The sequence below is a fragment of the Alphaproteobacteria bacterium genome (assembly GCA_033344895.1).
GTDB lineage: Bacteria > Pseudomonadota > Alphaproteobacteria > UBA8366 > Aestuariispiraceae > Pacificispira.
This window is the reverse complement of record JAWPMN010000001.1, coordinates 1,454,731-1,468,347: the sequence shown is the minus strand read 5'-3', so window position 1 is coordinate 1,468,347 and position 13,617 is coordinate 1,454,731. Positions and strand designations below refer to the sequence as shown.

At 63.5% G+C, this 13,617-nt stretch carries 16 protein-coding genes and 1 tRNA gene; 3 read left to right on the top strand and 14 right to left on the bottom strand.

The annotated features are described in order from the left end of the window. Window position 1: 1 nt before the first annotated feature. The 11 genes from R8L07_07175 to R8L07_07125 all read right to left on the bottom strand — a co-directional run bounded on the left by R8L07_07175 (window position 2) and on the right by R8L07_07125 (window position 10,118). Window positions 2–688 (bottom strand): nitroreductase family protein, encoded by a 687-nt coding sequence (locus tag R8L07_07175; protein MDW3205311.1) that lies wholly within the window; start codon window positions 686–688, stop codon window positions 2–4. A 27-nt stretch (window positions 689–715) separates the two neighbouring features. Continuing rightward, on the bottom strand, window positions 716–2,215 hold the full coding sequence (locus tag R8L07_07170) for a cobyric acid synthase (protein ID MDW3205310.1): 1,500 nt from the start codon (window positions 2,213–2,215) through the stop codon (window positions 716–718). Window positions 2,216–2,247: 32 nt separating this feature from the next. Further along, entirely contained in the window at window positions 2,248–2,937 is a 690-nt protein-coding gene (locus tag R8L07_07165) for a lipid-binding SYLF domain-containing protein (protein MDW3205309.1), read from the bottom strand. Window positions 2,938–2,986: 49 nt separating this feature from the next. After that, window positions 2,987–3,610, bottom strand: a complete 624-nt coding sequence (gene cobO, locus R8L07_07160) for a cob(I)yrinic acid a,c-diamide adenosyltransferase (GenBank protein ID MDW3205308.1) — start codon at window positions 3,608–3,610, stop codon at window positions 2,987–2,989. Between the two features lie 158 nt (window positions 3,611–3,768). Continuing rightward, window positions 3,769–4,137: a LapA family protein gene (locus R8L07_07155; GenBank protein ID MDW3205307.1), complete on the bottom strand. Its 369-nt coding sequence runs from the start codon at window positions 4,135–4,137 to the stop codon at window positions 3,769–3,771. Between the two features lie 37 nt (window positions 4,138–4,174). Further along, window positions 4,175–4,456 (bottom strand): integration host factor subunit beta, encoded by a 282-nt coding sequence (gene ihfB / locus R8L07_07150; protein ID MDW3205306.1) that lies wholly within the window; start codon window positions 4,454–4,456, stop codon window positions 4,175–4,177. Window positions 4,457–4,698: 242 nt separating this feature from the next. Further along, window positions 4,699–6,387, bottom strand: a complete 1,689-nt coding sequence (gene rpsA, locus R8L07_07145; GenBank protein MDW3205305.1) for a 30S ribosomal protein S1 — start codon at window positions 6,385–6,387, stop codon at window positions 4,699–4,701. Between the two features lie 251 nt (window positions 6,388–6,638). Continuing rightward, on the bottom strand, window positions 6,639–7,367 hold the full coding sequence (gene cmk, locus R8L07_07140; protein MDW3205304.1) for a (d)CMP kinase: 729 nt from the start codon (window positions 7,365–7,367) through the stop codon (window positions 6,639–6,641). Then, on the bottom strand, window positions 7,364–7,960 hold the full coding sequence (locus tag R8L07_07135; GenBank protein MDW3205303.1) for a class I SAM-dependent methyltransferase: 597 nt from the start codon (window positions 7,958–7,960) through the stop codon (window positions 7,364–7,366). The genes cmk and R8L07_07135 overlap by 4 nt, the downstream gene beginning before the upstream one ends. Next, window positions 7,960–9,306, bottom strand: a complete 1,347-nt coding sequence (gene aroA / locus R8L07_07130; GenBank protein MDW3205302.1) for a 3-phosphoshikimate 1-carboxyvinyltransferase — start codon at window positions 9,304–9,306, stop codon at window positions 7,960–7,962. Before aroA ends, R8L07_07135 begins: the two co-directional genes overlap by 1 nt. Window positions 9,307–9,458: 152 nt before the next feature. Then, window positions 9,459–10,118, bottom strand: coding sequence for a hypothetical protein (locus tag R8L07_07125; GenBank protein MDW3205301.1), 660 nt, complete (start codon window positions 10,116–10,118; stop codon window positions 9,459–9,461). 205 nt (window positions 10,119–10,323) lie between these two features. Between R8L07_07125 and R8L07_07120 the strand changes: the two genes are divergently transcribed. The 3 genes from R8L07_07120 (at window position 10,324) to R8L07_07110 (ending at window position 11,242) form a co-directional block, all read left to right on the top strand. Next, window positions 10,324–10,665, top strand: coding sequence for a TIGR02300 family protein (locus R8L07_07120; GenBank protein MDW3205300.1), 342 nt, complete (start codon window positions 10,324–10,326; stop codon window positions 10,663–10,665). A 98-nt stretch (window positions 10,666–10,763) separates the two neighbouring features. After that, window positions 10,764–10,839, top strand: a tRNA-Ala gene (locus R8L07_07115). 238 nt (window positions 10,840–11,077) lie between these two features. Then, window positions 11,078–11,242, top strand: a complete 165-nt coding sequence (locus R8L07_07110) for a hypothetical protein (protein MDW3205299.1) — start codon at window positions 11,078–11,080, stop codon at window positions 11,240–11,242. Between the two features lie 548 nt (window positions 11,243–11,790). On the opposite strand, the gene R8L07_07105 is transcribed toward R8L07_07110, so the two are convergent. From R8L07_07105 to R8L07_07095, 3 genes are all read right to left on the bottom strand, one after another. After that, window positions 11,791–12,072 (bottom strand): helix-turn-helix domain-containing protein, encoded by a 282-nt coding sequence (locus tag R8L07_07105; protein ID MDW3205298.1) that lies wholly within the window; start codon window positions 12,070–12,072, stop codon window positions 11,791–11,793. An 83-nt stretch (window positions 12,073–12,155) separates the two neighbouring features. Further along, window positions 12,156–12,725 carry a helix-turn-helix transcriptional regulator gene (locus R8L07_07100; protein MDW3205297.1) on the bottom strand — a complete coding sequence of 190 codons (570 nt, stop codon included), beginning with the start codon at window positions 12,723–12,725 and terminating at the stop codon, window positions 12,156–12,158. A gap of 121 nt (window positions 12,726–12,846) precedes the next feature. After that, on the bottom strand, window positions 12,847–13,605 hold the full coding sequence (locus R8L07_07095) for a helix-turn-helix transcriptional regulator (GenBank protein ID MDW3205296.1): 759 nt from the start codon (window positions 13,603–13,605) through the stop codon (window positions 12,847–12,849). Window positions 13,606–13,617: the final 12 nt, after the last annotated feature.

Here is a 13,617-nt window from a genome sequence, read left to right as displayed (position 1 = left end):
GTCAGATCCAGCTGGTGTAGTCTTCCGGCGGGCGACGCGTGCCGCCGAAGACCGGAACGGTGCAGTCGGCTGCGGGATAACCCGTGACCAGAAGCAGGTAGGGCTTCTCGTTTTCCGGGCGTCCACAGATTTCGGACAGGAATCCCATGGGGCTGGGGGTATGGGTCAGGGTGGCCAGCCCCGCATGGTGCAGGGCGGCGATCAGAAACCCGGTCGCGATGCCGACGGATTCGGGGACGTAATAGTGCTTCACCCGGGTTCCGTCGGGCAGGCTCCCATAGCGCTGGGCAAAGATCGCGATCAGCGTTGCCCGTTCCAGGAATCCCTTGTCGGCGTCGGTGCCAAGCGGGGCCAGCGCGCGCAGCCATTCCTCCGGTGCGCGACCGTCGTAGAAGTCACGCTCTTCCTCTTCCGCAGCGATCCGGATCCGGCGCTTGACCGCGGGGTCCTCGATCACGGTGAAATGCCAGGGCTGCATGTTGGCGCCCGACGGGGCGGAGGCCGCGGCCTCCAGACAGGCTTCGAGGACCGCATGCGGGACCGGCCGGTCCTCGTAATCGCGCACCGTGCGTCGACGCTTCAACGTGGCGCGGAAGGCTTCCGCCCGGGCGCGCATTTCTTCCTCCGGGTAGCGGATATAGCCCTCAAGGGGCTCAAATACCGGCGTCTCGAAATCCGGTCCGGACATCGTGCTTCTCTCCCGTAACGGTCTTGATCAGGGGGCCGTGCGGCTCCGTGCAATGAACAGCATCCGGTCCAGATCGCAATGCTGCTCCAGATGGTCGGCCAGCCTGTCCAGTGTACGCTCGACCGTGGCCTCATACTGTGACCCGGCATCCCGGCCCTGACGGAACTGGGCCAGATAGGCGGCGCGGAACGCGTCGGAGGCGAAGATGCCGTGCAGATAGCAACCGGAGACCTGTCCATTGGCGCTTACGGCACCGTCCGGCCGCCCATCGATCTCCACGGCGGGCGTGTCGCAGCCCGGGCCGGTTGTCCGTCCCATATGCATCTCATAGCCTGAAATCGCCTGTCCGGTCGCCAGATCGCGGCCGGTTGCCTCGACCAGGCGCTTCGGCCCCTGAAGGACGGTGTCGACATCCAGCAGAGACAGGCCGTCCACTGTGCCCGGCGGCCCTTCGATACCCTGGGGGTCGGCGATTGTGCGTCCCAGCATCTGATAGCCCGCGCAGAGCCCCAGTACCCGCCCGCCGCGCCGCAGATGGCCCAGCAGGTCGATATCCCAGCCGTTGCGGCGAAAATCCTCCAGGTCGGCAATGGTGGCCTTCGACCCCGGAAGCAGGATCAGATCCGCGTCGCCCGGCAGCGGCTTGCCGGCCGGCACGATCTCGACCGATACATCGGCCTCTCCGCGCAGTGGGTCCAGGTCATCGAAATTGGCAATCCGGGACAGGCGGGGGACCACGATCCTGATCGGCTTCTGACCAGTCCCGGTGGTTGCGACGACCCCCCGGTCGATGGCGACGGCATCTTCAGCGGGCAACATAACCGCGTCCGGGAACCAGGGCAGAACCCCCAGGCAATCCAGGCCCGTGCGGCTTCCGATGGCGCTTATCCCGTCGTCGAACAGCGAGATGTCGCCGCGGAACTTGTTGATCAGATATCCGCGCAAACGTTCCTGCTCGGCCGCATCCAGCACGGCATGGGTGCCGACAACGCTGGCGATGACCCCGCCGCGGTCGATATCGGCGACCAGAATGACGGGCAGGTCCGCAGCTTCGGCGAAGCCCATATTGGCGATGTCACCGGCACGCAGATTGATTTCGGCCGGACTGCCCGCGCCTTCGACCAGAACCAGATCCGCATGCCCTGCCAGCCGGTCGAAGCTTTCCAGTGCCTTCGGCAGCAGGGTCTGCTTCAGGCCGTAGTAATCCCGTGCCTTGGCGGTGCCGAAGACCTTGCCCTGCACGATGATCTGCGACCCAAGATCGGTCTGCGGTTTCAGCAGGATCGGGTTCATGTCGGTATCGGACGGCCGGCCGCAGGCCCGGGCCTGAAGCGCCTGGGCGCGGCCGATTTCACCGCCGTCGGGGGTGACGGCGGCATTGTTCGACATGTTCTGCGGCTTGAACGGCGCAACCTTCAGGCCGCGCCGGGTAAAGGCCCGCGCAAGGCCCGCGACCAGCAGGCTCTTGCCGACATCGGAACCGGTCCCCTGAAACATGATTGCGGGGGTATCGGGTGCGGCCGTCATACCGCCAGGCTCCCTTGGGCCAATGGGATGGACTACTGGGAAATCAGGCTCTTCAGGGTGTTCCGCAGCGAATCCGCGTGTGGATTGCCGACTTTCCCTTCCAGCACGACGCCGTGCGGCGACACGTTCTGGCCGTAATAGGACCGGATCAGGCCGCCACGCGGCACCAGGGCGGTACCCTCGATATTCACTCCGACAAAGGCACCCTTGGAAATCGAATAGGCGATGATGTCGGCATCCAGATTGGTCGTGGTCGACGCCTCGGCGCTGCCGCCATAGGGGCCGATTGCGCCGCTCAACTCGCCGCCGATCTGAACCTGATCGTCCAGGATGGCCTGCAATCCGCGACCCGTCATGATGATCAGCATCAGTTCGGATGTCTGCCCCCCGATCTGCAGCCCGATCGAAGCGGATCCGACGGAGACGAAGGACGGGTAGCTCCATTCATTGTTCTGTGCCCGGGCCAGCAGCACGCCGGAGCCGCCCTCGCCGCCAATGATGAACCCACCCTTCAGCAGGGTCGGGACGACTACGACACCCTTGGCGCGACGCAGATAGGTGCGGATGTATTCCTTGAACTCCGGATGATCCCACATCCGCTTCACGGTGAATTCGGCATCATTGACCAGTTGTTCGGCATCCAGCTTGTCGGCACGTGCATTGCCGAAGGGCAGCGCGGTCGCCAAGGCGAGTGCAAGGGTAAACGCGGCGATCATACGCATAATGTCGTTTCCTTTCGTTCCGGCGCGCGGCTGCCCGTCCGGGCGCGGTTCAGAATTCGATACCGATCTGCGCCTTCACACCGGCGCGGAACGGATGTTTCACCTGGGTCATTTCGGTCACCAGATCGGCTGCCTCGATCAGCTCCTCCTTTGCGTTCCGGCCGGTCACCACGACGTGCAGCATTTCCCGTTTGCCCTTCAGCGTCTCCATGACGTCCGCCAGATCCAGGTAGTCGTAGCGCAGGACGATGTTCATTTCGTCCAGGATAACCATGTCGAAGCTGGGGTCGGCCATGGCCTCCTTGGCGAAATCCCATGCCGCCTGCGCCGCGGCGATGTCCCGGGCGCGGTCCTGGGTATCCCAGGTGAAGCCTTCGCCCATCGCCTTCATGACGCATAAATCAGGAAAATGTTTCAAAACTTCGCGCTCGCCGGTGTTCCAGACACCTTTGACGAACTGAACGATGCAGACCTTCTTGCCGTTTCCGACGGCGCGCGCGGCCAGGCCCATGGCGGCTGTCGTCTTGCCCTTGCCCTTTCCGGTATGAACGATCAGCAGACCCTTCTCGATATTCTTGTCGGCGAGCATCTTGTCGCGCGCTGCCTTTTTCTTGGCCATCTTCTCGGCATGGCGGCGGTTGATCTCTTCTTCGGTCATACCGTCGGTTTTCATCGCTTCGACCCTTCAAGCATACAGCTTCCGGAAGGGACCTGTGGTCCCGGATACGGGCGGAGAGTGCCGCCGATTCGTCGGCGACGCCAGACAGATTAGCCCTATCGGGGTAGTGAAGAAGATGAATGCGGCGATTTCTGGACGGGGTTCGCCGAAAACTATTCCGCTGCCAGGGCGGCGCGGTTTGACGGTTTCTGCAGCGCCGCTTCCTGGCGCTCCCGGGCCGCCATCGCCTCTTCCTCACGTTTGACGCGCGCGGCGTTCATTTCCATCTGCCGCAGCCGGAACTCCGCGTTCCGGACACGCCGGCGCAGTCGCCCGGCCCCGAGAAAGGCGGAGATCGCGCCGATCGTGAACCCGATCAGAAGAACGATAAAGACAAGCAGCGCAATGGGCAATTCGACCACCGTCTCGAAAGGATAGATGCCCAACGCCACCGGGCCCGTATTGGCGACGGCGAAGGCGACGGCGACGATGATGATCGGCAGACCGATCACGATACCGAGGATTTTCGAGATGGCGCGCATGGGGTCCCTCCGAGGCTTTTCGTCGGCGATACCCAGTTTACTGCGACTCGTTCAGACGCTCACGCAATTGTTTGCCGGTCTTGAAGAACGGGACCGACTTGGCGTCGACATCGACCGCTTCGCCGGTGCGCGGGTTGCGGCCGGTTCGGGCGTCGCGCTGCTTGACGGAAAAGGCGCCGAAGCCACGCAGTTCGACCCGGTCCCCGCGGGACAGCGCGCTGGTGACCTCGTCAAAGACGGTTGCCACGACTCTTTCGACGTCGCGCTGGAACAGCCCGCGATTCTGCGCGATACGGGCGATCAAGTCGGATCGCGTCATTCGGATGTCTCCCGCCTGTTTACCTGCGCGCCGCCCGCTGAAACGGTTGTTTCTTCTCCGGCGCGACTCTCAACCCTTGCAGACCCTGCCAAAGGGCCGTTTTCCCGTCAAGGACAAAGACTTGTCCGAAACCCGCCATGTCATTGGTTTCGCCGCATTTCCGACGGCAACAGGCCGACAAAACGAAAGGCCGGCCCGCTTGCGCAGGGCCGGCCAGACGTTTTTCCGTCAGACGGAGACGATTATTCGTCGCCTGACTGCTCTTCCTTCTTCTTCAGCGCGGCGCCCAGGATATCGCCCAGGGACGCACCGGAATCCGAGGAGCCATAGTTGGCCATGGCCTCTTTCTCTTCCGCCGTTTCGAAGGCCTTAATCGACAGGGTCAGCTTGCGGCTGGACTTGTCGATGGCGGTGATCTTCGCATCGACCTTCTCGCCTTCGGCGAAGCGGTCCGGACGCTGTTCCGAACGATCGCGGCTCAGCTCCGCCTTGCGGATGAAGCCCGGCAGCGAGTCCTTCACCGTCACTTCGATGCCGTTGTCCTGAACCTTGGTGACCGTGCAGGTCACGACGTCGCCCTTGCGGACGCCGTCCATGGCTTCCTCGAACGGATCGCTTTCCAGCTGCTTGATGCCCAGCGAGACGCGTTCCTTCTCGACATCGACGTCGAGAACCTTCGCCTTGACCCGGTCACCCTTGTTGTAGCCGGCCAGCGCCTCTTCCGGGGCGGTGTGCCAGTCGATGTCGGACATGTGAACCATGCCGTCGATCTCTTCGGTCAGACCCACGAACATGCCGAATTCGGTGATGTTCTTGATCTCGCCTTCGATCTCGGCGCCCACCGGATACTTCTCGGTGAAGGTATCCCACGGGTTTTCCTGGCATTGCTTGATGCCCAGCGAGATGCGGCGCTTGTTCGGGTCGACGTCCAGCACCATGACTTCGACTTCCTGGGAGGTCGAGACGATCTTGCCGGGGTGGACGTTCTTCTTGGTCCAGGACATTTCCGAAACGTGGACCAGACCTTCGATGCCGGCTTCCAGTTCGACGAACGCACCGTAGTCGGTGATGTTCGTGACGCGGCCCGTGAAGGACGCGTTGACCGGGTATTTGGCTTCGACGCCTTCCCACGGATCCGCCAGCAGCTGTTTCATGCCCAGCGAGATGCGCTGGGTTTCGCTGTTGAAGCGGATGACCTGAACATTGACCGTCTGGCCGATGGACAGTTCTTCCGACGGGTGGTTGATGCGGCGCCAGGAGATGTCGGTGACGTGCAGCAGCCCGTCGACACCGCCCAGATCCACGAACGCACCGTAATCGGTGATGTTCTTGACGACGCCTTCCAGAACCTGGCCTTCCTTGAGGTTTTCGACCAGTTCGGCGCGCTGTTCGGCGCGGGTCTCTTCCAGGACGGCACGGCGGGAGACGACGATGTTGCCGCGGCTGCGGTCCATCTTCAGGATCTGGAACGGCTGCGGCGTGTTCATCAGCGGGGTGATGTCGCGCACAGGGCGAATGTCCACCTGGCTGCCCGGCAGGAAGGCCACGGCGCCGTTCAGGTCGACCGTGAAGCCGCCCTTGACGCGGCCGAAGATCACGCCGTTGACGCGTTCATTGTTGTTGAACTGCTCTTCCAGCTTGATCCAGCTTTCTTCGCGGCGGGCCTTCTCGCGGCTCAGCATCGCCTCGCCGTTCTTGTCTTCCATCCGCTCGACATAGACCTCGACGGTGTCGCCGACGGCGATTTCGGCCGGCTGACCCGGGGCGGCGAATTCCTTCACCGGCACACGGCCTTCAGCCTTCAGCCCGACATCGATCAGCGCCATGTCGTTGTCTACGGAGATCACGGTCCCCTTGACTACCGTACCTTCGAGCGAGTCGCGCTCGCCCAGGGATTCTTCCAACAGCTCGGCAAAGCTCTCTTTTGCCATGGTTCAAATGTTCCTTTCAGTCTGGTTCGGTTTTCCGGCCGTCCGGTTGTCTCCGGCGGTCTCGCCCCAAAACGAACAACGGCCCGCCGCGCGCTTGGGGCTTATCGCGCGGCAGCCGGCACATGTTTACTACTGTCGCCCTTCTTTTCCGCCAGGGTTCGCGGCGTCAGCCGCGGCCGAGTGTCGGGGGGCGCTCCCTGTGCTCTCGCAATCGGTGCTTTCGCAATCGGTACGCTTGCGTTCCGGTTCGGTCAGAAAAGGTCGGGATCCCCCGAATCCTCCGCCAACGCATCCAAAGCCTCCTGCACCTTGCCGCCCACGATCTTCAGGGCTTCGGCGAAAGCCTGTTCCACATCCAACTCCGAGGTGTCGAGCACCGTCGCATCGGAAGCGGGTTTCAGCGGGGCGCTCGCGCGGTTCATGTCGCGGGCATCCCGGGCTTTGAGTTCCTCCAAAACGCGGGGGTATATACTGGTCTCGCCCCGATTGAGCAACTCTTTGTGGCGTCGGTCGGCCCGAACTTCCACGTTTGCGGTCACAAACAGCTTCGCCGTCGCCGCCGGGCAGATCACCGTGCCGATGTCGCGCCCGTCCAGAACAGCCCCCTTCTTGCCCTCCGGCGGCATGGCGGCAAAGCTGCGCTGGAACTCCAGCAATGCCTGTCGGACACCGTCGATCGCGGCCACTTTCGACGCCGCGGAGGCGGCCTCGTCGCCGCTCAACGCGGGGTCGTCCAGTTCCGTCATGTCCAGCGCGCGGGCGGCCGCTTCCGCCGCCTCCGCGTCTTCCGGGTCGCCGCCGGTACGCAGGACCTTCAGCCCGACGGCGCGGTACAGCTTGCCGGTGTCCAGATAGGCGAAGTCGAACTGCGTCGCCAGCCGCCGGGCCAGCGTGCCCTTGCCGCTGGCCGCCGGGCCGTCCACGGCCAGCACCGGGCACGTTGGCAGAACTGCGTCAGAATCAAGCTCGCCGTCACTCATCGTCCGTCCCTCGCATTGTTCCTCGCGATCGCCATCAAGACCGGCGTATCGGCGTCATCCATAGTCATCGAAAAGGCGGTCGTCACCTCGATTGCGTTGAACCCCGCCTCGCGCAGTGCCTGTTCGACGGCGGGTTTCGAGAATCCGGTTCCGGCATCGCCCGGCGCCAGTTCCCAATCCCATTGCACGAAGATTGCGCCTGGGGCGAGCAAGCGACGCATCCTGCCCAGTGCCGCCGCGTAGTCCGGCAGAAAGGCGCAGACCGACGAGGCCGTGATCAGGTCGAAAGGCGCTCCGAGACCGGCCGGCTCCGGTGCCGTCGCGGCGGTCAGATCGGCGGTCACGGCGGTAACCCGCGAGAGTCCCTTCGCAGTCAGGCGCGCGATCATCTTCGGCGACAGGTCCACAGCCACGACATGCGCCGCCCGGTCGGCCAGTTTCTCGGTCAGCGTGCCGGTGCCGCATCCGAAATCCAGCACCCGAAGGCCGTCGACCGACTGGCGTGCCGTCAGGGCGGCGAAGGCCTTGTCGGCATAAATGCGCACGGCCGGGTTGTCGTCCCATCCCGCGGCCCAGTCGTCCCATTCCGCCATTACGAGACTGTCTCCGCCCCCAGCCCGCGCATCAGGTCGAGGAAATTCGGGAAACTGGTGCGGATCGGGGCGGCGTCGTCGACGGTAACGGGCTTTTTCGTCACCAGGCTCAGGACGAAGAAGCTCATGGCGATGCGGTGGTCCAGATGGGTCGCGACCGTCGCGCCGCCGGCGATATCGCCGGGCCGGCCTTCGACCGCCATCCAGTCCTCGCCGTCCTCGACGGTGACGCCGTTGGCGATCAGGCCGTCCTTCATGACCGCGATACGGTCGCATTCCTTGACCCGCAACTCGCCGACACCCCGCATCATGGTGCGCCCTTCCGCACAGGCGGCGGCAACGCTAAGGACCGGGTATTCGTCGATCATGCTGGCGGCGCGTTCCGGCGGCACGTCGATGCCTTTCAGCGCTGAATGCCGGACGGTCAGGTCGGCGACCGGCTCGCCGCCCGCAATGCGTTCGTTCTCGATCTCGATGTCGCCGCCCATATCGCGCAGCGTGGCGATCAGCCCGGTGCGGGTCGGGTTCATGCCGATATTGGGCAGGCGCACTTCCGATCCCGGCACGATCAGCGCAGCGACCATCGGGAATGCGGCAGAGGACGGGTCGGCCGGCACCAGAATGTCCGCCGCCATCAGTTCCGGTTCGCCCTTCACCGCGATGCGTGCGCCGCCGCCTTCCATGTCCTCGCGGATCAAGGTGCCGCCGAAATGGGTCAGCATGCGCTCGGTATGATCGCGGGTGTCAACGGATTCGATTACCGCCGTCTCGCCGCGCGCCATCAGCCCGGCCATCAGCACGGCGGACTTAACCTGTGCCGACGGAACCGGCAGTTCATAGGTGATCGGCAGGACGGGTTCGGCCCCTTCGATCATCAGCGGCAGGCGTCCGCCCTCCCGGGTCTCGATCCGCGCGCCCATGGCGCAGAGCGGGTCGGTAACCCGCTTCATCGGGCGCGAGCGAAGCGACGCGTCGCCGGTCATGAAGCAGCGGATGCGATGCCCGGCCAGGATGCCCAGCAGCAGACGCGCGGCGGTACCCGAATTGCCCATGTCCAGCACGTCCTGCGGTTCGGCCAGTGCGCCCAGTCCGACGCCGGCGACCCGCCAGGTGCCGTCGCCGTCACGTTCCACGATGGCGCCGAGCTGGCGCAGCGCGGAGGCGGTGGCCAGAACGTCTTCGCCTTCCAGCAATCCGGTAATGCGCGTCTCGCCAACGGCCAGTCCGCCCAGCATGACGGCACGGTGCGAAATCGACTTGTCGCCCGGTACCCGCGCGGTTCCGGACAGCGGCCCTTCGGCACGGGCGGAAATCGGCTCGGCGACGGCGTTGGCGGAAGCGCTCATGAAAAACGGGCCTCGATACGGACGGAGTGCGCAGACCCGGGACGAATGTCCGGCGGGCGTGCGGCTTTTAGCACGCGCTCCCCGGTGTGAAAATCCGCTCTATGGGGCCTGCGACGTCCGGACCGCCGGTTCGGGAACACCCGGCCATGGGGCTAGGCAAAAAGTGCCGACCCGCGTTCCCTGTCCGGATCGCGCGGCAGCCCTTTGCTCCGGGCGTCGTCCCGTGCCGGGTCTATGTCTTGCGCTGCGCTCCGGAACAGGCGCTCCCGCGCCTGGATTTCCTGTGTTTGGCCTTCCTGGGCGCTGATCAGAACGGCCATGGAGGCCGGGCCCATGCTCACCCCGGTCCCCGGGGCCCCACCGATTGCGAACCCTTCGGCGGACGGGGGTTGCGACGTTGCGGTCTGTGCGGCATTCGGCAGTTGGAACGGGCCCGTGACGGCACCTGCCTGCTTGCCCTCGCCGGACAGGGAGGACGCGGCGAGGCGCTCCTGGATTTCCTTCTGGATCATTTGTTCGATGGAGCCGCGGGACGCGCTGTCCATACCGGCAAGATCTGCCTCGCTGAGGCCCATGGCCGCCAGGATCTCGGCGCGCATCTCCTCAAGCTTTCGGGCGCGCTCCTCTTCCGCCCATTTGGCGAACCCGATTTCCTTGATCCGTTCGACCGCCGCGACATTGGCGGCCTTCGCTTCGTCCGGTGCGGCGGTGGCCCGGGCCGCCTGCGCGCCAGCATAGGGCTTCTTGCCCTGGGGCACGCCACCGGCGCCGGTCATGGCGCCGCCGAACAGGGGGGAGATGGCATCGAACACGAGGGGGTACTCCCGCAGGAATTGTGTCGAGCGGTCGAAAGCAATTCCCGTGCCGTTCGCGGAAATCCCGGTTGTTCGAGAAATAGCTTTTGACAGTGCGACCTGAATTTGGCAAAGGCGCGCGCCATGGGTCGTTTGCGGCCCGAATGATGATTTCCGGAACGGCGCGAAAGGCGCGGTTCCAATCCCGAAGGAGGACGACGGCGTGGCGAAACCGGAATGGGGCTTCAAACGCACATGTCTTAGCTGCGGCGCGAAGTTCTACGACATGAAAAAGGACCCGATCGTTTGCCCGTCCTGTGAGACGGTGTTCGATCCGGAAGCGGCAACCAAGCTGAAGCGCGGCCGCCAGCAGATTGCCGACGAGAAGGCGAAGAAGGAAGCCGAGAAGAAGGCGGCGGCCAAGGACGACGACGATCTGGATACGGATCTCGACGATGACCTGGGCGACGACGACGATGACGGCGTCCTGGAAGACACGTCCGATCTGGACGACGACGATGTGCCGGTCGTCGGCGGCAAGGGCGAAGACGACGACGATTCCTGACCGGGGGTCGGAAAACTACTTGCGGGACGGCGCGCTGTGTGTATAACGCATGCCGCCGCGCCGGATAGAGGCTCAGCCTCCACCGGCGACGTCCCAAAGGGGCCATAGCTCAGCTGGGAGAGCGCTACACTGGCAGTGTAGAGGTCAGCGGTTCGATCCCGCTTGGCTCCACCATCGAAAACCCTCGGGAAACCGGGGGTTTTCGTCGTTTCGGGGCGGCGCTTTCCGAAGGCTGTTTCGGGACCATGGTCCCGATATCCTCCAATCCGTTCCCCAAAATTGCCACTTCGGCTGCGAAATGTTCCGGATTGTACTTGCGATAGACCCGTTCCACGGTCTTGCGGCTGGTCTCTGTCAAATACGCGATCCGGTCTATCGGCACTCCCTCCTGGGCCAGCCAGGAAATCACCGAATGCTTCAGGGCATGCGGCGTGACCTCCGGCCGGCCGATCTGCGTGACGGCGTGCCGGAAGCTGTTCTTGATATCCTGGACCGGGTTCCCGTCGACCTCTATGACCGTCTCGCCCTTCGCCTCGGTATGCGCCGCCTTGAGCACGTCCATGACCGATGGCGATAGGGGAATGACCGCCCGGCGCTTGTTGTTCGGGGCCTTGTCCGGGTGGTTGAAGTCGACCACGCCGCGCGCGAAGTGAACGCGGTCCCAGGTCAAATCCAGAATGGCACCCTTCCGTGCGCCGGTACTGCCGGCGATCAGGATGAACAGCCATGTATGCCGGGGCATTTCGACCGTCAGCAACCGGCGGAATTCGTCCCGCGTCAGGAACACGTCCCGGGGCCGTCCCCCGGCCGGAATTCTGATCGATGGGGCCTTCGCGATCAGCTCCGCCTTCGCGGCCGCATTCAACGTCGAGCGGAGTTCGATCAACTCGTGCCGTCCCTGCCGGCCGATGGATTGCCGGTACTGCACATACCGCGCGACCTGCTCCGGCGTAATTTGTTCCGGTCGGAGGGCACCGAAGTGCTCCTCCAGCATCTTGTGATAGCCCTGCATGACCGAACGCGCCCGGGCCTGTCCGGCGGCGTCTGCAAGGCGTCGACGCCAGTTGAACAGGTCCAGTATCGTCGGATCGGGCGGCGGCTTGGACAAGCCGGACACATAGTCGGCTAGCCATCGTTCCGCCTCCTGGCGATCTTCCGTTTCAGTCGAGTAGCGGTGCGGGCCGTCGATGACGTACCAGAACCGCTTTCCGGGCCGGCGGTGCAGCCGGGGCGGTTGGCGGGGCCGTGGCATGTTCCTTCCTCCAGGGTCTCAGCTAAGTCCGATATCTTGATTCGATACGGACTTCGGCCTGATCTCCCGAAACGGATTGCCGGCAGCACACCTTGGCGGATGCGCCGCAGGACAGTTTCCTCACAGACGCCGACAATCGTCGCGACTTGCGCCACGCTAAGATAGCCGCGCCGAACACGTTGCCCGGTTTGTTGTGGAATTTCGAAGGGGGGTGTATATTCTCCCTCGGACAAATCACTCACGTCTGATCCTCCTCTTTTGGTTGGTCAGAGGCTGCGCTAACAGCCGCTGAGGGGTTTTGCGAAGGGCGGCCCGGATCATCGCGATCCGGGCCGTTTTCTTTGTGGTCCGTGACAACGCCAAGGCGCGTGTCGACCTTCTCGACTTTCTCGAAAAGTTGCTCCAGATAGTGTTCGATCAATCCAAGCTTGCCATGGAGATATCCATAGTCTCGCTCGGCACCTTTTTCTTGGAAATGGCGTTTGAAGCTGAAAGCGTCGGGATCCTCGAAAGCGATACCTGTTTCAGGATCAATGTCAGTCGGTGCTTGTTTCTCGCTTTCGCGATAGACGACCTCAAAAACGTCCCGAGGGTCGATATCCAAAATTTTGCAAAGTCGGGTCAATTTCGGAAGCGGAGGGTACTTTCCATCCTCCAGGCCAGCCTTTTCCCATTTTGCCAGGGAATTCGGGTTAACGCCGGCTAGTTCAGCCAATTTGGCCCGAGATAACTTTCTAGAAAGCCGCTCTCTTTCCAGCATGCCGCCGAGGCCACGATAGTGATAGTAGAAGACGTCAGTGTCGCTCATAATGGGACAAACATAGTCCCATTTCACCATATAGGGCAATAGAAAAGTCTGTATCTAGTCGAGTAACTGGCGGCACCGCCACATCTTGTGTCTCGGCGCCGCCAGTTATTGAACCCACAGCTTAGAACGGCGGATCGTCCGTCAGGTGCTTGAGGGTCTTTCCCGCCGTCACGATACGCCGAATGATCGGCTGGATACCCGGATAGAGCCTTTCCATTTCCGGCCAGTCGCTGAGAAGGCCGGGACGCTCCAGACGGTCCATTTCTGCCAGTTCCCCGGCCAGAGCATGCGCCTGGGCTTCGTCCAGGGCGAAAAGGTCCAGACCGATAACAGCCGTGTCGACGATCCGGTCTTCGATAAATCCGCAGTAATCGTGACCTTTGCACGGGTCTGCGTCGAAGAGGTCCAGGATTGTCAGGCCGTCCACCGTGTCGTGCCGGGCAAGTCCGCGCAGGCGAGCGAGCCTGTTCAAATCCTCCGGTTCCAGATGCGACAAGGCATCCTTCGCCATCGTCGCCAGTGCCATGGCCTTCCGCGCGCTCCCTTCGAAGCCATCCGACCGCAGGCCGTCGATTTCTTCCAGGATCAGCGACGCGCGGTCCATCGGATCGAACGCCAGCAAGTCGTGCCCCTCGGCGGTCTGGGCAGAGGCCGGTTTGCCAGTACCCAGGAATTCGGCCGGATCGATTTTCAAGGCAGAACACAGGGCGCGGAGCCGCGTTGCGGAAGCCTCCTGTGTGCCGGCCTCGATCTTCTCGATCACGCGCGGGCTGATTTTGGTCAGGTCGCCGAGACGCGCCCGAGAAAGTCCGGCGCTGTCCCGGGCATCCTTGATGCGCTTGCCGATCGTCTCCGGCGTCAGGGTGTCGATATCGGTCATGGTGAATTTTCC